The organism is Pseudomonas sp. P1_F1_2 (assembly GCF_056405815.1).
Map to the genome: position 1 here is coordinate 40043 of NZ_JBFUBK010000001.1, position 18939 is coordinate 58981.

At 58.6% G+C, this 18939-nt stretch carries 18 protein-coding genes; 2 read left to right on the forward strand and 16 right to left on the reverse strand.

The genetic code is table 11. The features are described 5' to 3' along the window. The 15 genes from nuoF to AC1D2P_RS00235 form a co-directional block, all read right to left on the reverse strand. Complete coding sequence (gene nuoF / locus AC1D2P_RS00165) at positions 1-1356, reverse strand: NADH-quinone oxidoreductase subunit NuoF (protein WP_477811283.1); 1356 nt, start codon at positions 1354-1356, stop codon at positions 1-3. Next, positions 1353-1850, reverse strand: a complete 498-nt coding sequence (gene nuoE, locus AC1D2P_RS00170) for an NADH-quinone oxidoreductase subunit NuoE (protein WP_008020715.1) — start codon at positions 1848-1850, stop codon at positions 1353-1355. The genes nuoF and nuoE overlap by 4 nt, the downstream gene beginning before the upstream one ends. 2 nt (positions 1851-1852) lie before the next feature. Next, entirely contained in the window at positions 1853-3637 is a 1785-nt protein-coding gene (gene nuoC / locus AC1D2P_RS00175) for an NADH-quinone oxidoreductase subunit C/D (protein WP_046032489.1), read from the reverse strand. A gap of 73 nt (positions 3638-3710) precedes the next feature. Further along, complete coding sequence (locus AC1D2P_RS00180) at positions 3711-4385, reverse strand: NuoB/complex I 20 kDa subunit family protein (RefSeq protein WP_007946424.1); 675 nt, start codon at positions 4383-4385, stop codon at positions 3711-3713. Positions 4386-4395: 10 nt separating this feature from the next. Beyond that, a complete protein-coding gene (locus tag AC1D2P_RS00185) occupies positions 4396-4809 on the reverse strand; it encodes an NADH-quinone oxidoreductase subunit A (protein ID WP_003223812.1) in 414 nt (137 codons plus the stop codon). Positions 4810-5498: 689 nt separating this feature from the next. Beyond that, positions 5499-6824, reverse strand: a complete 1326-nt coding sequence (gene aceA, locus AC1D2P_RS00190) for an isocitrate lyase (protein WP_477811284.1) — start codon at positions 6822-6824, stop codon at positions 5499-5501. A 475-nt stretch (positions 6825-7299) separates the two neighbouring features. After that, positions 7300-8061 (reverse strand): secretin N-terminal domain-containing protein, encoded by a 762-nt coding sequence (locus tag AC1D2P_RS00195; RefSeq protein WP_223522553.1) that lies wholly within the window; start codon positions 8059-8061, stop codon positions 7300-7302. Positions 8062-8277: 216 nt separating this feature from the next. Further along, the gene (locus AC1D2P_RS00200; protein ID WP_046032487.1) at positions 8278-8703 is read right to left on the reverse strand and encodes a GNAT family N-acetyltransferase; all 426 of its coding nucleotides are present in this window, start codon (positions 8701-8703) and stop codon (positions 8278-8280) included. Then, a complete protein-coding gene (locus tag AC1D2P_RS00205; protein WP_046032486.1) occupies positions 8696-9865 on the reverse strand; it encodes a ribosomal protein uL16 3-hydroxylase in 1170 nt (389 codons plus the stop codon). Before AC1D2P_RS00205 ends, AC1D2P_RS00200 begins: the two co-directional genes overlap by 8 nt. A gap of 86 nt (positions 9866-9951) precedes the next feature. Further along, on the reverse strand, positions 9952-11322 hold the full coding sequence (gene purB, locus AC1D2P_RS00210) for an adenylosuccinate lyase (RefSeq protein ID WP_109786599.1): 1371 nt from the start codon (positions 11320-11322) through the stop codon (positions 9952-9954). A 124-nt stretch (positions 11323-11446) separates the two neighbouring features. Next, entirely contained in the window at positions 11447-12070 is a 624-nt protein-coding gene (gene hflD / locus AC1D2P_RS00215) for a high frequency lysogenization protein HflD (RefSeq protein ID WP_046032484.1), read from the reverse strand. After that, the gene (mnmA, locus tag AC1D2P_RS00220; RefSeq protein ID WP_046032483.1) at positions 12067-13200 is read right to left on the reverse strand and encodes a tRNA 2-thiouridine(34) synthase MnmA; all 1134 of its coding nucleotides are present in this window, start codon (positions 13198-13200) and stop codon (positions 12067-12069) included. The genes hflD and mnmA overlap by 4 nt, the downstream gene beginning before the upstream one ends. Positions 13201-13259: 59 nt before the next feature. Beyond that, the gene (locus AC1D2P_RS00225; RefSeq protein WP_223522554.1) at positions 13260-13706 is read right to left on the reverse strand and encodes an NUDIX hydrolase; all 447 of its coding nucleotides are present in this window, start codon (positions 13704-13706) and stop codon (positions 13260-13262) included. 237 nt (positions 13707-13943) lie between these two features. Then, complete coding sequence (locus AC1D2P_RS00230) at positions 13944-16169, reverse strand: NADP-dependent isocitrate dehydrogenase (RefSeq protein ID WP_109786597.1); 2226 nt, start codon at positions 16167-16169, stop codon at positions 13944-13946. Between the two features lie 267 nt (positions 16170-16436). Further along, positions 16437-16664 (reverse strand): hypothetical protein, encoded by a 228-nt coding sequence (locus AC1D2P_RS00235; protein WP_109786596.1) that lies wholly within the window; start codon positions 16662-16664, stop codon positions 16437-16439. On the opposite strand from AC1D2P_RS00235, the gene icd reads away from it, so the two are divergent. Then, entirely contained in the window at positions 16663-17919 is a 1257-nt protein-coding gene (icd, locus tag AC1D2P_RS00240) for an NADP-dependent isocitrate dehydrogenase (protein WP_017339594.1), read from the forward strand. The genes AC1D2P_RS00235 and icd overlap by 2 nt on opposite strands. Before the next feature lie 80 nt (positions 17920-17999). On the opposite strand, the gene cspD is transcribed toward icd, so the two are convergent. Continuing rightward, positions 18000-18290 carry a cold shock domain-containing protein CspD gene (cspD, locus tag AC1D2P_RS00245; protein WP_046032618.1) on the reverse strand — a complete coding sequence of 97 codons (291 nt, stop codon included), beginning with the start codon at positions 18288-18290 and terminating at the stop codon, positions 18000-18002. 267 nt (positions 18291-18557) lie between these two features. Between cspD and clpS the strand changes: the two genes are divergently transcribed. Then, the gene (gene clpS / locus AC1D2P_RS00250; protein ID WP_046032480.1) at positions 18558-18920 is read left to right on the forward strand and encodes an ATP-dependent Clp protease adapter ClpS; all 363 of its coding nucleotides are present in this window, start codon (positions 18558-18560) and stop codon (positions 18918-18920) included. Positions 18921-18939 lie beyond the last annotated feature (19 nt).

Consider the following 18939-nt stretch of genomic DNA (forward strand, 5'->3'; position numbering starts at 1 on the left):
TTAAGCGCCGACTACGATCGGCCTTGCCAGAGGCGGGACGACGGCGCTGACAGGCGCGATGCCGGCTTCGAACTCATGGCGGAAGTATTTGATTGCGCTGCCCAACGGCTCCACGGCGCCCGGTGCGTGAGCACAGAAGGTCTTGCCTGGGCCGAGGAAGCCGACCAGACCCAGCAGGGTCTCGATGTCGCCGGCTTGCCCTTCACCGTTCTCGATCGCACGCAGGAGCTTGACGCTCCACGGCAAACCATCACGGCACGGGGTGCAGAAGCCGCAGGATTCGCGGGAGAAGAACTCTTCCATGTTGCGCAGCAGGGAAACCATATTGACGCTGTCGTCGACCGCCATGGCCAGGCCAGTACCCATACGGGTGCCCACCTTGGCGATGCCGCCGGCGTACATTTGTGCGTCCAGGTGTTCCGGCAACAGGAAACCGGTACCGGCGCCGCCTGGCTGCCAGGCCTTGAGCTTGTAACCGTCGCGCATGCCGCCCGCGTAGTCTTCGAACAACTCGCGACCGGTGACGCCGAACGGCAATTCCCACAGGCCCGGGTTCTTGACCTTGCCGGAGAAGCCCATGAGCTTGGTGCCCATGTCTTCACTGCCTTCGCGGGCCAACGATTTGTACCAGTCCACGCCGTCGGCAATGATCGCCGGCACGTTGCACAGGGTCTCGACGTTGTTCACGCACGTCGGCTTGCCCCACACGCCAACGGCGGCAGGGAAGGGCGGCTTGGAGCGTGGGTTGGCGCGGCGGCCTTCGAGGGAGTTGATCAGTGCGGTTTCTTCACCGCAGATGTAACGCCCGGCACCGGTGTGGACGAACAGCTCGAAATCGAAGCCGCTGCCCAGGATGTTCTTGCCCAAAAGGCCTGCTGCCTTGGCTTCTTCCACGGCACGGTTCAGGTGCTTGGCGGCGGTGGTGTACTCGCCACGCAGGAAGATGTAGCCACGGTAGGTTTTCAGCGCGCGAGCACTGATCAGCATGCCTTCGATCAGCAGATGGGGCAGTTGCTCCATCAGCATGCGGTCTTTCCAGGTGTTCGGTTCCATTTCATCCGCGTTGCACAGCAGGTAACGGATKTTGATGGATTCGTCTTTGGGCATCAGGCCCCACTTCACGCCAGTGGGGAAGCCTGCACCGCCGCGACCTTTGAGGCCGGAGTCTTTCACGGTCTGGACGATATCGTCCTGAGCCATGTCGGCGAAGGCCTTGCGCGCTGCGGCGTAACCGTTCTTGGCCTGGTACTCGTCGAGCCACACGGCTTCGCCGTCGTCACGCAGACGCCAGGTCAACGGGTGAGTCTCGGCCGAACGCTTGATGCGGTTGGCAGGACCGAAGGAAGTCAGGGTCATACGTAGCCCTCGAGCAATTTGGCAACGCCGGCAGGCTGCACATCACCGAAAGTGTCGTCGTCGATCATCAACGCCGGCGCCTTGTCGCAGTTGCCGAGGCAGCAGACCGGCAGCAGGGTGAAACGACCGTCGGCGGTGGTCTGACCCAGGCCGATGCCCAGCTTGCTCTGGATTTCGCTGACCACGGACTCGTGGCCGCCGATGTAGCAGACCATGCTGTCGCAGACGCGAATGATGTGACGGCCCACTGGCTGACGGAAGATCTGGCTATAGAACGTAGCCACGCCTTCAACGTCGCTGGCCGGAATGCCGAGGATCTCGCCGATGGCGTACAAGGCGCCGTCCGGCACCCAGCCACGTTCCTTCTGGACGATCTTCAGGGCTTCGATCGACGCCGCGCGCGGGTCTTCGTAGTGATGCAGCTCGTGCTCGATGGCCGAGCGCTCGGTTTCACTCAAGGTGAAACGGTCTGTCTGGATAAGCGTGCTGTTCATGCTTAGCGGTCCACGTCGGCCATAACGAAATCGATACTACCCAGGTACGCAATCAAGTCCGCGACCATGCTGCCTTTGATCACCGAAGGGATCTGCTGCAGGTGCGGGAAGCTTGGGGTACGAATCCGGGTGCGGTAGCTCATGGTGCCGCCATCGCTCGTCAGGTAATAACTGTTGATGCCCTTGGTCGCTTCGATCATCTGGAAGGATTCGTTGGCCGGCATGACCGGGCCCCACGAAACTTGCAGGAAGTGCGTGATCAGGGTCTCGATGTGTTGCAGCGTGCGCTCTTTCGGCGGCGGCGTGGTCAGCGGGTGATCCGCCTTGTACGGGCCTTCCGGCATGTTGCGCATGCACTGCTCGATGATCTTGATGCTCTGGCGCATTTCTTCGACGCGCACAATGCAGCGGTCGTAGGCATCGCCGTTGGCCGCCAGCGGCACTTCGAATTCGAAGTTTTCGTAACCGGAGTATGGACGAGCTTTACGCAGGTCGAAGTCGCAACCGGTCGAACGCAGGCCGGCACCGGTGACGCCCCATTCCAGGGCTTCCTTGGTGTTGTAGGCGGCGACGCCGATGGTCCGGCCACGCAGGATGCTGTTGTCCAGGGCGGCTTTCTGGTATTCGTCCAGTCGCTTTGGCATCCACTCGACGAAGTCTTTCACCAGTTTTTCCCAGCCGCGCGGCAGGTCGTGAGCGACGCCACCAATGCGGTACCAGGCCGGGTGCAGACGGAAACCGGTAATGGCTTCGATCACCGTGTACGCCTTCTGACGGTCGGTGAACGTGAAGAACACCGGGGTCATGGCGCCGACGTCCTGGATGTAAGTCCCCAGGAACAGCAGGTGGCTGGTGATACGGAAGAACTCGGCCATCATGATGCGGATGACGTCGACCTTCTCGGGCACCTTGATGCCGGCCAGCTTCTCGACCGAGAGCACGTACGGCAGGTTGTTCATCACGCCGCCGAGGTAGTCGATACGGTCGGTGTACGGGATGAAACTATGCCAGGACTGACGCTCGGCCATTTTCTCGGCACCACGGTGGTGGTAACCGACGTCCGGCACGCAGTCGACGATCTCTTCACCGTCCAGCTGCAGGATGATGCGGAACGCACCGTGCGCGGAAGGGTGGTTGGGACCGAGGTTGAGGAACATGTAGTCCTCGTTCGCACCGGAACGCTTCATGCCCCAGTCTTCAGGCTTGAAGCGCGCGGCTTCTTCCTCAAGCTGTTGCTTGGCCAGGTTCAGGGTGAACGGGTCGAACTCGGTGGCACGGGCCGGGAAGTCCTTGCGCAGCGGGTGACCTTCCCAGGTCGGCGGCATCATGATGCGGGTCAGGTGCGGGTGACCGGCAAAGTTGATGCCGTACATGTCCCACACTTCACGCTCGTACCAGTTGGCGTTCGGCCACAGACCGGTCACGGTCGGCACGTTGAGGTCGCCCTCGGACAAGGCGACCTTGATCATTACGTCACTATTACGTTCGATCGACATCAAGTGGTAGAACACAGTGAAGTCGGCGCCACTTGGCAGCCCTTGACGCTTGGTGCGCAGACGCTCGTCCACGCCGTGCAGGTCATAGAGCATGACGTACGGCTTGGGCAGGTTACGCAGGAATGTCAGGACTTCGACGAGTTTGGCACGCGCAACCCAAAGCACCGGCATGCCGGTGCGGGTAGGTTGGGCGGTGAACGCCTCCGGGCCAAAACGGTTGTTCAGTTCGACGACCACATCCTGGTCGTCTGCCTTGTAAGGCGGGATGTACAGAGCACTGCCTGTAGTCATGGTTATTTATCGCTTTCGGTCAACGTAAAGAATGAAGCCAGGTTCTCGTTCTATAGAAAGAAGCAGATCTGGATCAGACTTCGTCGGGGCTGCGCAGGTTGGTGACTGCGATTCGCTGTTCGCGGCGCTTTTCCTTTTCGGAAGGCATCTCGGCGCGATACACGCCTTGATCACCAACGACCCAGGAAAGCGGACGACGCTCCTGTCCAATCGACTCTTGCAAGAGCATCAAACCTTGCAGAAAAGCTTCAGGGCGGGGCGGGCAGCCAGGCACGTAGACGTCCACGGGCAGGAACTTGTCCACCCCTTGAACGACGGAGTAGATGTCGTACATGCCACCGGAGTTGGCGCACGAACCCATGGAGATAACCCATTTAGGTTCGAGCATTTGCTCGTAGAGACGCTGAATGATCGGCGCCATCTTGATGAAGCAGGTACCGGCGATAACCATGAAATCCGCCTGACGCGGCGATGCCCGGATAACCTCGGCGCCAAAGCGCGCGATGTCGTGGGGCGCCGTGAAGGCGGTGGTCATTTCCACGTAGCAGCACGAAAGACCGAAGTTATACGGCCACAGGGAGTTCTTGCGCCCCCAGTTGATCGTGCCGTTAAGCACGTCTTCGAGCTTGCCCATGAAAATGTTTTTGTGGACTTGATCTTCTAACGGATCGGAAACGGTTTCCCGTTCGCCAATCGGATACTGCTCGTTAGGAGCATCGGGGTCGATCCTGGTGAGATTGTATTGCATTGCCAAAGCCTCATTGTTTCAGCTTCGCTTGTCGCTTACGACGAGCTTCCGGAGCCCAGTCAAGGGCGCCCACTCGGAATAGGTAGACAAGGCCTGCCAACAGAATTGCTATGAAAACGAGAGCTTCGACGAATCCGGTCCAGCCGCTTTCGCGGACGGACACAGACCATGCAAAGAGAAAGAGGGCTTCGATATCGAAGATCACGAAGAGCATCGCGACCAGATAGAATTTGGCTGAGAGCCGCAGACGGGCGCCACCTGTAGGCAGCATGCCGGATTCGAACGGTTCGTTTTTGCTACGGCCCCAGGCTTTTGACCCGAGGAGGCTGGAAACGCCGAGCATGAAGGCGCAAAGGCCGACGACGCCCAGAAGGAAAATGGCAAAGCCCCAGTTGTGGGCCATGAGTCCTGTCGCTTCGGGCATGCTGGTAATCCTTAACAGAGAGCAAAGGTCTCTGAGCTTAAAAAAGTAACAACGCAGTGACGATATGTCGCAGCAATCAATCCCGCTGATTTTATGGCTAAACACCCAGCAAGTAAAATTCCTATAGCGAAATTATTTATAGGAATAAGGACATAGCGCACCTCCAAAGCCCCGCAGCCCATGCGCTTCGGGCATTAGCCGGGATTTCATTAATTATGTTTTGCGCAGCGCGTAACGAACATAGCTGCAGCTAAATGATAATCAATATTGTTTGCGGTGGTTTTTAAACTGGTTATCCGGGTTGGGGCCGGGAAGTTGTCTTACATGCGCGTTACTGCAAGTAGCGAGCGGGGTTGTTTTACCCTGTTTTCCTAATCGGGAAAATGCTCAGGATCAATGATTTTCCGCACAAAATCCGGCGTGCACGATCCCTGTAGCAGCTGCCGAAGGCTGCGTTCGACTGCGCAGCAGTCGTAAAACCCGAGTGCACGGTGAAACAGGCACAACACGGTGGATGGTTTCGCGAGGACTTCGTCCTCGAACGCAGCCTTCGGCAGCTGCTACAGGGTTGTGATGGCCTACAAATCACAGGCAAAAAAACGCCCCGAACCAGTCGGGGCGTCAGATGTGCAGCGTTGCGGTTAGCTTTTTACTCGGTCCGCAGCGGCCACTTGTTCAGGTGAAGCAGATCAGTGGAACTGTTCTTCTTCAGTCGAACCGGTCAGTGCGGTTACCGAAGACGAGCCGCCCTGAATCACGGTGGTCATGTCGTYGAAGTAGCCGGTGCCCACTTCCTGCTGGTGAGCCACGAAGGTGTAACCCTTGGCAGCGTCAGCGAACTCTTGCTCTTGCAGCTTCACGTAGGCAGTCATGTCGTTGCGGGCGTAGTCGTGCGCCAGGTTGAACATGCTGTGCCACATGTTGTGAATGCCGGCCAGGGTGATGAACTGGTGCTTGTAACCCATGGCGGACAGTTCGCGCTGGAACTTGGCGATGGTCGCGTCGTCCAGGTTTTTCTTCCAGTTGAAGGAAGGCGAGCAGTTGTACGACAGCAGTTGGTCCGGGTATTCCTTTTTGATCGCTTCAGCGAAGCGACGAGCCTCGTCCAGGTCTGGCTTGGCGGTTTCGCACCAGATCAGGTCGGCGTACGGAGCGTAAGCCAGGCCGCGAGCGATGGCCTGGTCCAGACCGGCGCGCACTTTGTAGAAGCCTTCCTGGGTACGTTCGCCAGTGACGAACGGCTGGTCGTACGGGTCGCAATCGGAAGTCAGCAGGTCAGCTGCGTTAGCGTCGGTACGGGCCAGAATGATGGTCGGAGTACCGGCAACGTCAGCGGCCAGGCGAGCAGCGGTCAGCTTCTGTACGGCTTCCTGGGTAGGAACCAGTACCTTGCCGCCCATGTGGCCGCATTTTTTCACCGAAGCCAGTTGGTCTTCGAAGTGAACGCCGGCGGCGCCTGCTTCGATCATGCTCTTCATCAGCTCGTAAGCGTTCAGTACGCCGCCGAAACCGGCTTCGGCGTCAGCTACGATCGGAGCGAAGTAGTCGATGTAGCCTTCGTCGCCCGGGCCTTTGCCGGCTTTCCACTGGATCTGGTCAGCACGACGGAACGAGTTGTTGATGCGCTTGACCACGGTTGGAACCGAATCCACCGGGTACAGCGACTGATCCGGGTACATCGATTCAGCGGAGTTGTTGTCCGCCGCAACCTGCCAGCCCGACAGGTAGATCGCCTGGATACCGGCTTTAACTTGTTGTACAGCCTGGCCGCCGGTCAGGGCGCCCATGCAGTTAACGAAATCTTTCTCAGGGCGGAAGGACGGCTTGGCACCCTGGGTAACCAGGTTCCAGAGCTTCTCGGCGCCCAGTTTTGCAAAGGTGTGCTCAGGTTGAACCGAGCCACGCAGGCGGACGACGTCAGCAGCGGAGTAAGCGCGTGTCACGCCTTTCCAGCGTGGGTTTTCAGCCCAGTCTTTTTCGAGGGCTGCAATTTGCTGTTCGCGTGTCAGTGCCATGGAGATAAACCTCGTCGCGTCTTTACGGAAAGTTGTGCTGCTGTGGAAAATTCATGCTGCGCGCTGACCAGAAGCTTTGGCGGTCAAGTCGGATTTGGCGGGGGTGGCGACGGGATGAACGATGGGCTCGAGGGGAAGTGAGCAGGTAAGGGCGAGCTGGCGAGCGCATTCGGGCATCGTGGGCCTTGGTGCGAACTACAGTGAGTAGCCGGGTTACCTAATTACGCTTCCGTCCCTCGGGACAACTTCGTTCCAGTCGGCAACCTCGTCAAACACACCTTGTGGGCGGTACAGACACGAAGCGGCTCGCGGGGTAGGTGCGAGCATCGCCTCGAAGGCCCTTGCCAGGGCCTCTGATTAGCGGGAGCGAGGCCATCATGCCTTTGCTTTTTTCGATCGTCAAACGTTTTGTAGTGCTTTTTTTTAAGCACTACATCTTTGGTCTAATAAGACTAATCAGTCAGTTTTTGGTGCTTTAGTCCAAGGTGTCGACTTTCACCCGCAAAGTCATGTCGTTGCGACTCTGGGTTGAGTAGCTGCGGGTCATGGCCTGTTTGTCGGCCTGGGTCTGGCCGTTCATCCCGGCCAGCAGGATCCACTCACCGAGGCGTCCGGTGACAGTTGTGTCGGTACTTTGCACGTTCACTACATCGGGCCGTTCCTGGCTCATGCGGTCACGGTTTGTGCTGATTGCCAGGTGAACGATGTCGCCGGTGACGCTGGCGGTGACGTAGAAGCCTTGAGTGACGTTGCGGTATTCGGTCTGGCTGCGCAAATCACCGTAGGAGTCGGTTTGCGAGCTGATGAGTGGAACGCTCTGGCCCACCTGAATCAGTGCGGGGGTGCCTTCGCTGGCCTGGACCTGTTGGATGCCGCCGTCACGGCTGTCAGTGCTGTGATTGATGATTCGGGTCTGGCTCGGCTTGGCGCCGTTTACCGAGTAGCCCTGATCGCCCTGGAAGTTGTTTTCATTGGTGTCGACGGTGATCAGCAGGCGTTTGGGCTGGGTATCAAGTTGTGCGATCAGCGCTTTAAGTTCGTCGATTTTGCGTTGATCGGCATTGATGATCAGTTGATTGCCGTAGGCGCTGACCTGTCCTTCCTTGCCAATGAAATCCTGCGCCATGGGCAGCATGTCAGCACTGGTACGGAAGCTCAGCGGCACGATCTCGGTGGCCGCCATGGCCGAAAAACTGCAAGCCAACAGCAAGGTGGTGAGCAGGGTGCGTAGGGACATATCCGTTATCTCCGACATCTTGAAGTGTTGATAGTGCCAGTTTGTCGGCCCGGCGTGGGGCAAGTTGAATTTTAGACAGCAAAACGCCCCGACATCCGAAGATGGTGGGGCGTTTTGTGTGTTCTTGCGGGCCTCATCGCCAGCAAGCTCGGCTCCTGCAGGTATCGCGCTGAATCTGTAGGAGCCGGGCTTGCCCGCGATGGCAGCGCTTCGGTCTCACGCGGAGTGCCGCACCATGTCCACATGCGGAATCCCGGCTTCCAGGAACTCCTCGCTGACCATGCTGAAACCCAGGCGCTCATAGAACGCCGTGGCTTGCACTTGTGCGCTGAGCATTTGCTGCTTCAGCCCACGTTTTTCGGCTTCGCCGATCACCGCTTGCATCAGTGCATCGCCGACCTTCAAGCCGCGCCAGTCCTTGAGTACCGAGACCCGGCCAATGTGCCCATCGGGCAGCAGGCGGGCGGTGCCTATCGGAAAGTCGCCTTCGAAGGCCAGGAAATGCACCGCGGTTGCGTCATCAGCATCCCATTCCAGCTCAGGTGGAACGGATTGCTCGGCGATGAACACCGTCTCACGAATGCGCCGGATCTCGGCGATATCCTTCTGCCAGTCTGCGACACGTACGTGAATTTTATTCATCAGCAAACCCCAGGCTGCCTTGCTTGATCAGTTCGCACAGCAGGCCACGACCGTCTTCATCGGTCAGCCACGCGCCGAGGTTGTCGATGTGCAGTGCGTCGGCAGCGCAAATCAACTTCAGCAGTTCGCGCAGCTTGCCTGGCAGGTAACGGCTTTGGCCGCTGGCAAACAGCAGCAGGTCGTCATCGACTTCGGACCAGGCCAGGCGCGCACTTGGGTTGCGGATCAGTACGGCACCTTGCTCCAGGCTGGCGAGCAGGTCGTCTTCTTCGATCTCTTCCGGGCCGACCACCAGTTCTGGATAGCGCGGCTCGGTCATGTACTGGCCAAACCAGGTCAGCAGCAGACGCTCGTCGCTCATGTGCTCGGCCAGCAGGCTTTTGAGGCGATCAAGAGCGTCATGCTGGATCTGGTGAGGATCAACCGCTGGCAGGGCGTCGGCGTCGGTGTAACGCTCTTCGTCGGTCAGGAACTGGCTGAGGAAGTCGGTGAAGTGGGTCAACACTTCAGCGGCGCTCGGCGCACGGAAACCCACGGAATACGTCATGCAATCATCGACAGCCACGCCGCAGTGGGCCAGGCGTGGCGGCAGATACAGCATGTCGCCCGGTTCCAGGACCCATTCAGCGGTCTCTTCGAATTCCGCCAGGATGCGCAGGTCGGCGTGTTGCAGCAGCGGGCTCTCGGAATCGCACATCTGGCCGATTTTCCAGTTGCGCTTGCCATGGCCTTGCAGCAGGAATACGTCGTAGTTGTCGAAGTGTGGACCGACGCTGCCACCTGGGGCGGCGAAACTGATCATCACGTCGTCAACGCGCCAGCTCGGCAGAAAGCGGAAGTGTTCCAGCAGCTCGCTCACTTCAGGCACAAACTGATCCACCGCTTGAACCAGCAGGGTCCACTCGCGTTCCGGCAGTTTGCTGAACTCGTCTTCGGCAAACGGGCCGCGACGCAATTCCCAAGGGTGCTCGCCGTGCTCGATCACCAGGCGCGATTCGACTTCTTCTTCCAGCGCCAGGCCGGCCAGTTCGTCGGCGTCGATCGGGCTTTCGAAATCAGGAATCGCCTGGCGGATCAGCAGCGGTTTTTTCTGCCAGTAGTCTCGCAGGAACTCGCGTGCCGTGATACCGCCCAGAAGTTGAAGAGGAATGTCAGGATTCATGTGTAACCTATTGAAAAAAAGCACTTTTGAGGCAGGAATAAAAACGCCCGGCGCTGCCGGGCGTCTCAAGCGGGGCAAGCGGTCAATCAGATGCGTTTGGCTTGCTCTACAGCGTTACCGATGTAGTTCGCCGGGGTGAGCAATTTCAGCTCGGCCTTGGCGGCGGCTGGCATGTCCAGGCCGTCGATGAAAGTCTGCAACGCTTCAGGGCTGATGCCCTTGCCGCGGGTCAGTTCTTTCAGTTTTTCGTACGGGTTTTCGATGTTGTAGCGGCGCATTACGGTCTGGATCGGCTCGGCCAATACTTCCCAGCAAGCGTCCAGGTCGGCAGCGATCTTCTGGGCATTGAGCTCCAGCTTGCTGATGCCTTTGAGGCTGGCTTCGTACGCGATCACGCTGTGGGCGAAGCCGACACCGAGGTTGCGCAGCACGGTGGAGTCGGTCAGGTCGCGCTGCCAGCGGGAGATTGGCAGCTTGCTCGCCAGGTGCTGGAACAGTGCGTTGGCGATGCCCAGGTTGCCTTCGGAGTTTTCGAAGTCGATCGGGTTGACCTTGTGCGGCATGGTCGACGAACCGATTTCGCCAGCGATGGTGCGCTGTTTGAAATAACCCAGGGAGATGTAGCCCCAGATGTCGCGGTCGAAGTCGATCAGGATGGTGTTGAAGCGCGCGATGGCGTCAAACAGCTCGGCAATGTAGTCGTGCGGTTCGATCTGCGTGGTGTACGGGTTGAAACCCAGGCCCAGCTCGTCTTCGATGAAAGCGCGGGCGTTTTCTTCCCAGTTGATCTCAGGGTAGGCCGACAGGTGAGCGTTGTAGTTGCCGACAGCGCCGTTGATCTTGCCCAACAGCGGAACGGCAGCGACCTGAGCAATTTGACGCTCCAGGCGGTACACCACGTTCGCCAGCTCTTTGCCCAGGGTGGTCGGCGAAGCCGGTTGACCGTGGGTGCGCGACAACATTGGCACGTCGGCAAAACGGATGGCCAGTTCGCGGATGGCTTCGGCGGTCTGACGCATCAGCGGCAGCATCACGTCATCACGGCCTTCGCGCAGCATCAGGGCGTGGGACAGGTTGTTGATGTCCTCGCTGGTGCAGGCAAAGTGGATGAATTCGCTGACGGCAGCCAGTTCTGGCAGCTTGGCCGCTTGCTCTTTGAGCAGGTATTCGATGGCTTTAACGTCATGGTTGGTGGTGCGCTCGATCTCTTTGACACGCTCGGCGTGCTCCAGAGAAAAGTTTTCCGCCAGGGTGTTCAGTACAGCGTTGGCTTCGGCGGAGAACGCCGGTACTTCGCTGATGGCAGGATGAGCGGCCAGGCGCTGGAGCCAGCGCACTTCAACCAGAACGCGAGCACGGATCAGGCCGTATTCGCTGAAAATTGGGCGCAGGGCCTGGGTTTTGCCGGCGTAGCGGCCGTCAACAGGGGAAACCGCAGTGAGCGAAGAAAGCTGCATGGGGTGTTCTCGGACAGTCGGGCAACGAAATGGGGCGCGTATCATACATGAAAAAATCCGCCGGTCCGTCGCCAACTGACCGGCGTATTACGCGTAACTCGGTGTAAAGGTCTGCCGATGCGAGTTATTCGTTACGCATCAACGGGTAAAGCTCTTTGAGCAATTTGCGGCGGCTGATCACCAGCTGCCAGCGGTGACCGCCCAACTGTCGCCACAAGCGCGCCGAACGAATACCGGCCAGCAACAGGGCGCGGATCTTCGAGGCGTTGCTCGGTTGCTGCAGGTTGCGCATGTCGCCATGGACCTGGATGCGTTGGCGCAGTGTGCTCAAAGTGTCCTGATACAACGCGCCGCACGCGGCGATCACGTTTTCATGAGCGGGGCCGAAGTGTTCGACCTGGGATTGAATCTGCGGCAAGCGCTTGCCGATCGCGTCCAGCATGTCGCCACGTTTGGCCAGCTGGCGCTCCAGCCCCAGCATCGCCAGCGCGTAACGCAACGGTTCGCGTTGCAGGGCGCTCGGGTCGCGCTCCAGGGCGCCGATCAGTGCACGATAACCTTCGCGCAGGTTGAGGTCGTCGCCGCCGTAGACTTCCAGCGTGTCCTTGGGGTCGCGAATCAGCAGGCTGCCGAGCATGCAGGTCAGGCCGGCTTCAGAGGTCTGGCCGCTCTTGGCAATCTTGTCGACGAGGACGGCGGCGAGAAACACGCCGCCCAGTGCCGTCAGTTGCTCCTGGGTCGGGCTCATTGAGGCTGGCCTTTGCTGGTCCACGGCTCTGCAATTTCGATCACGCCACCGCCGAGGCAGATTTCACCGTCATAGAACACCACGGACTGGCCTGGAGTGACCGCACGCTGCGGGTCATCGAAGGTCGCGCGGTAGCCGGTGGCGGTTTTCTCCAGCGTGCAAGGCTGATCGCTTTGGCGGTAGCGGACCTTGGCGGTCAACTTGCGCGGTTCGGTCAAATCAATCGGGTTGACCCAATAGATGTCCGAAGCGAGCAGGGCGCGGGAAAACAGGTAAGGGTGGTCATTGCCCTGGCCAACAATAAGCTCGTTGTGTTCCAGGTCTTTGATCAGCACGTACCATGGCTCGTCACTGGCGTCTTTCAAGCCGCCGATGCCCAGGCCCTGGCGCTGACCGATGGTGTGGTACATCAAGCCGTGGTGGCGGCCGATGACTTCGCCTTCGGTGGTCTTGATCTCGCCAGGCTGCGCGGGCAGGTACTGCTTGAGGAAGTCGCTGAAGCGGCGTTCGCCGATAAAGCAGATGCCGGTGGAGTCCTTTTTCTTCGCGGTCGCCAGCTCGTATTTCTCGGCAATTGCGCGTACTTCGGGTTTTTCCAGTTCGCCGACCGGGAACAGGGTCTTGGCAATCTGTTCACCGCCCACGGCGTGCAGGAAGTAGCTCTGGTCCTTGTTCGCGTCCAGGCCCTTGAGCAGTTCGGTGCGGCCGTCGATATCGCGGCGGCGCACGTAGTGGCCGGTAGCAATCAGGTCGGCACCGAGCATCATGGCGTAGTCGAGGAACGCCTTGAACTTGATCTCACGGTTGCACAGGATGTCCGGGTTTGGCGTGCGGCCGGCCTTGTATTCGGCCAGAAAGTGCTCAAACACGTTGTCCCAGTACTCGGCGGCGAAGTTGGCGGTGTGCAGCTTGATACCAATTTTGTCGCACACGGCCTGGGCATCCGCCAGGTCGTCCATGGCGGTGCAGTATTCCGTTCCATCGTCTTCTTCCCAGTTCTTCATGAACAGGCCTTCCACCTCGTAGCCCTGCTCGATCAGCAGGAGGGCGGAAACGGAAGAGTCCACGCCGCCGGACATACCGACAATGACGCGCTTCTTTTGTGTGTCAGAAGGGGCTGGATCACGCATAGGGATTCAATGAGTGTCTTGAAAAAGGACGCGATTCTAACAGGCCGGAGCCCGCAAGGCTAAAGAGAAGGGCGGATCAGTTCGAGACTGAAGTGATTGCCGTCCAGATAATCATCGATACAGCGGATGATCAGCTCACTGCGCCAGTTTGCGCGCTGTTCCAGCAATTCGTCACGCGTCAGCCACTTGGCGCCGACGATGCCGTCGTCCAATTGATAGTCCGGGTGGTGCTTGAGCGGTTTTGCAATGAAGCAGACTCGCTGGTAAGTCACGCCATTGCTGGGGGCGGTATAGAGATAAATGCCGACGACGCCGGTCGGCTCGACGTCCCAGCCGGTTTCTTCGAGGGTTTCGCGGATGGCGGCTTCGGTCAGGGTTTCGTCCGGGTCGAGGTGGCCAGCGGGCTGGTTCAGCACGTTGCGACCGGCTTTGTGTTCCTCGACCATCAGGAAGCGGCCGTTATCCTCGACGATCGTGGCGACGGTGATGTGGGGTTTCCAGTCCATGAAAATACCTCGGTTTTTTGTAGGGGGTAGCAGCTGCCGAGCTTGCGAGGCTGCGTTCGACTGCGCAGTAATCGCAAGAAGTCATGCCGGGTGGGGCATGGAGCACTACATTGCCTGATTTGTGGCCGCTTCGCAGCCAAACGCAGCCTCGCGGGCTCGGCAGCTGCTACAGAAGTGGTGATGTCAGAAACACAAACCCCGGCACAGGGCCGGGGTTTGTGATGTTCCCTTACAACCTTAAACCAGCGCAGCAACCGCCGCGTTGAAGGTTGCGCTCGGGCGCATGGCCTTGCTGATCAGCTCGGCGTCGGCGTGGTAGTAACCGCCGATGTCCACTGGCTTGCCCTGAACGGCGTTGAGTTCGGCAACGATGGTTGCTTCGTTCTCGGTCAGGGTTTTGGCCAGGGTCGCAAACTGCGATTGCAGTGCAGCGTCTTCAGTCTGGGCGGTCAGGGCTTGAGCCCAGTACAGCGCCAGGTAGAAGTGGCTGCCGCGGTTGTCGATGTTGCCGACTTTGCGCGATGGCGACTTGTTGTTGTCCAGGAACTGGCCGGTGGCCTGGTCCAGGGTCTTGGCCAGAACCAGCGCCTTAGGGTTGTTGTAGGTCACACCCAGGTGCTCAAGGGATGCGGCCAGGGCCAGGAACTCGCCCAGGGAATCCCAGCGCAGGAAGTTTTCTTCCAGCAACTGCTGAACGTGCTTCGGAGCCGAACCACCGGCGCCGGTTTCGAACAGACCGCCACCGTTCATCAGTGGAACGATCGACAGCATCTTGGCGCTGGTGCCCAGTTCCATGATCGGGAACAGGTCAGTCAGGTAGTCGCGCAATACGTTGCCGGTCACCGAGATGGTGTCCTTGCCTTCGCGGGTGCGCTGCAGGGTGAACTTCATTGCGTCGACCGGCGACATGATCTGGATGTCCAGACCGGCAGTGTCGTGATCCTTCAGGTAGGCCTGAACTTTCTCGATCATCACGCCGTCGTGGGCGCGCATTGGGTCCAGCCAGAAGATCGCTGGCGTGCTGCTTGCGCGAGCGCGGTTGACGGCCAGTTTGACCCAGTCCTGGATCGGCGCGTCTTTGGTCTGGCACATGCGGAAGATGTCGCCGGCTTCAACCGATTGCTCCAGCAGCAGGGCGCCTTTGCCGTCGGTGACGCGGACAACGCCGTTGGCCTTGATCTGGAAGGTCTTGTCGTGCGAGCCGTACTCTTCGGCTTTCTTCGCCATCAGGCCAACGTTTGGCACGCTGCCCATGGTGGTTGGGTCGAAAGCGCCGTTTACCTTGCAGTCTTCGATGACGGCCTGGTAGATGGTCGCGTAGCAGCGATCCGGGATCACAGCCTTGGTGTCGTGCAGCTGGCCGTCAGTGCCCCACATTTTGCCGGAGTCACGGATCATCGCCGGCATCGAGGCGTCGACGATCACGTCGCTCGGCACGTGCAGGTTGGTGATGCCTTTGTCGGAGTTGACCATGGCCAACGATGGACGAACGGCATAGACCGCTTGAATGTCAGCTTCGATCTGAGCTTGCTGCTCGGCCGGCAGGGCCTTGATGCGAGCGTACAGGTCGCCAATGCCGTTGTTCAGGTTGAAGCCGATCTGTGCCAGCACGTCAGCGTGCTTGGCCAGTGCGTCTTTATAGAACTCGGCAACGATCTGGCCGAACATGATCGGGTCGGAGACCTTCATCATGGTGGCTTTGAGGTGAACCGACAGCAGCACGCCTTGTTGCTTGGCGCTTTCGATCTCGGCGGCAATGAAGCTGCGCAGAGCGTTTTTGCTCATGACTGCGCAATCGAGGATCTCACCGGCTTGTACGGTGGTTTTTTCTTTCAGGACGGTGGTGGTGCCGTCTTGAGCGATCAGCTCGATTTTTACAGCGTCAGCGGCATCGATCAGGGCGGCTTTTTCGCTGCCGTAGAAATCGCCGGTGCTCATGTGCGCGACGTGAGACTTGGAGTCTTTAGCCCAGGCACCCATTTTGTGCGGGTGCTTGCGAGCGTAGTTCTTGACCGACAGTGGTGCGCGGCGATCCGAGTTGCCTTCGCGCAGAACCGGGTTCACGGCGCTGCCCTTGATCTTGTCGTAGCGCGACTTGGCGAGCTTGTCGGCGTCGCTGGTCACGGTTTCCGGGTAGTCAGGAAGCGCGAAGCCCTGGGCTTGCAGTTCCTTGATCGCTGCTTGCAGCTGAGGAACGGAAGCACTGATGTTCGGCAGCTTGATGATGTTGGCTTCAGGCGTAACGGCCAGGTCGCCCAGTTCGGCGAGGTGGTCGGCTACGGCTTTGTCACCCAGTTGCTCGGGGAAGCTGGCCAGAATGCGTCCTGCAAGAGAGATATCGCGGGTTTCAACGGCGATATCAGCCGAGGCGGTGAAGGCCTCTACGATAGGCAACAGTGAATAGGTGGCGAGGGCTGGGGCTTCGTCGGTGAAGGTATAGATGATCTTCGAGCGGGTGGGCATATTCGGATTAACTCTCTCTTCTTTGCTAAAGCGTGCGCAGAAACTCGAGGTGCGCCGGGTAAGCGCGTTCGTTCAAAGTCATCCATGAGCCGAATATCGAGGTTTCGTTGCTGTGATGTTGGGTGCATCAGTAGGGCGTCAAGCGTTCGGGCTGCGGTAACAGACCGGCTTATCGGGCTGAAAGTCTCGTCATAGAGCCCCTCAGTCGTCGTGACCCTTTGGTCAGCGGCGGCATTATACATAGGTAGCTGGCAATCTGCCGATGGTTCATGAGTAACGATTCTCGTCCATTGGTCTAAAGGTCGCAGGGGCGAGGGCGGCGTAGAGTCGTTCGGCGTGCTTGAGTTTGGCGCTTTTCCCTTTGCTTTCAGGCTTGTAGCTCGCAAGTAATGCAGCTTTGCGGCAGATGGATGGAACATAGGGTTTGCGCGCCGATTTAACTGGGTTACGCTCGAACGAAGCCAGATGTTCAATCCAAACAATGGAGTTCAGCATGGGATACAAGAAGATTCAGGTTCCAGCAGTCGGCGACAAAATCACCGTCAACGCGGACCATTCTCTCAATGTTCCTAACAACCCGATCATCCCCTTCATTGAAGGCGATGGTATTGGTGTTGATATCAGCCCGGTCATGATCAAGGTTGTCGATGCTGCTGTTAAGAAGGCTTACGGCGGCGAGCGCAAAATTTCCTGGATGGAAGTCTACGCCGGGGAGAAAGCGACTCAGGTTTACGATCAGGACACCTGGCTGCCCCAGGAAACCCTGGACGCGGTCAAGGATTATGTAGTTTCCATCAAAGGCCCCCTGACCACTCCGGTCGGCGGCGGCATCCGCTCGCTGAACGTGGCGCTGCGCCAACAACTCGACCTGTATGTCTGCCTGCGCCCGGTGCGCTGGTTCGAAGGCGTGCCAAGCCCGGTCAAGAAGCCAGGCGATGTCGACATGACGATCTTCCGTGAGAACTCGGAAGACATTTACGCCGGTATCGAGTGGAAAGCCGGTTCGCCGGAAGCGACCAAAGTCATCAAGTTCCTTAAAGATGAAATGGGCGTCACCAAGATCCGCTTCGACGAAAACTGCGGTATCGGCATCAAGCCGGTTTCGCTGCAAGGCACCAAGCGTCTGGCACGCAAGGCTCTGCAGTATGTGGTCGACAACGACCGCGACTCGCTGACCATCGTGCACAAAGGCAACATCATGAAGTTCACCGAAGGTGCTTTCAAGGAATGGGCCTACGAAGTGGCGGCTGAAGAGTTCGGTGCGACCCTGCTCGATGGCGGTCCGTGGATGCAGTTCAAGAACCCGAAAACCGGCAAGAACGTCATCGTCAAGGACGCCATCGCTGACGCCATGCTGCAGCAGATCCTGCTGCGCCCTGCCGAATACGATGTGATTGCGACCCTGAACCTGAACGGCGACTACCTCTCCGACGCCCTGGCGGCGGAAGTGGGCGGCATCGGTATCGCACCGGGTGCCAACCTGTCCGACACCATTGCCATGTTCGAAGCGACCCACGGTACTGCGCCGAAGTACGCTGGCAAGGACCAGGTCAACCCGGGTTCGCTGATCCTGTCGGCTGAAATGATGCTGCGTCACATGGGCTGGACCGAAGCGGCTGATCTGATCATCAAGGGCACCAACGGCGCGATTTCCGCCAAGACCGTGACCTATGACTTCGAACGTCTGATGGAAGGCGCGAAGCTGGTTTCGTCTTCCGGGTTTGGCGATGCGCTGATCTCGCATATGTAAGAAAACGCAGGCACACAAAAACCGCCTGATTCAAGTGATTGAGTCGGGCGGTTTTTTTATGACTGGATGACGCTGCGGTCTTAGGCTGTCACGGTCTGTTGCACTGCAGGCGCGTCGGTATTCAAGACATCCACGGGGTTGCCGATGTTGATCGCGTGCAGGCCTTTGGGGCCCTGGATGATATCGAATACGACAGCTTGCCCGGCTTTCAGGGTTTTATATCCGTCCATCTTGATGGCTGAATAATGGGCGAAGAGGTCTTCGCTATCACCATCCTTATTGATGAAGCCATAACCCTTGGCATTGTTGAACCATTTGACCTTGCCTTTTACAGTGCCTTTGGCTGCTGGCTTGTCACCCTTGTTTTCTATAGTGCCTTTAGCAACCGGCTCATGACCCTTGACACCTGACATACCCAACTCCCTCTGCAACAGACTCCATCACTGGAGTATCATCCAGTACATCCGCAGTCTAATCTTGGAATTAAGATTGACTCCGCGGACCTTTTTTACCCACTGTGGGCTCTATTGGTTGTAACACCGTTTTCCCGATAGTCAAGGTGACCGGGCGGTCGGTGTTGAAATCGTCCATAGCCGCCCCCACCACTGTATTCGCACAACTGACGAACCTTTCTTTCCATGCATGCAATCAGCCAGATTCGACTAACATTCAATCAGGATCGCCCTGATTCACACGACGACGATTCAGCGGGTATTGCTGTTCAGGAGGCAAAGCCTGCGTTACAGGCGCCGCCGATGTACAAGGTGGTTTTGTTCAACGATGACTACACGCCGATGGATTTCGTCGTCGAAGTGCTCGAGGTGTTTTTTAACCTGAATCGCGAGCTGGCGACCAAGGTCATGCTGGCCGTCCATACAGAAGGACGGGCAGTATGTGGAGTGTTTACCCGCGACATCGCCGAGACAAAGGCCATGCAGGTCAACCAGTACGCCAGGGAAAGCCAGCATCCGCTACTCTGTGAAATCGAGAAGGACGGTTAATCGCCGACCACTTGGGTAT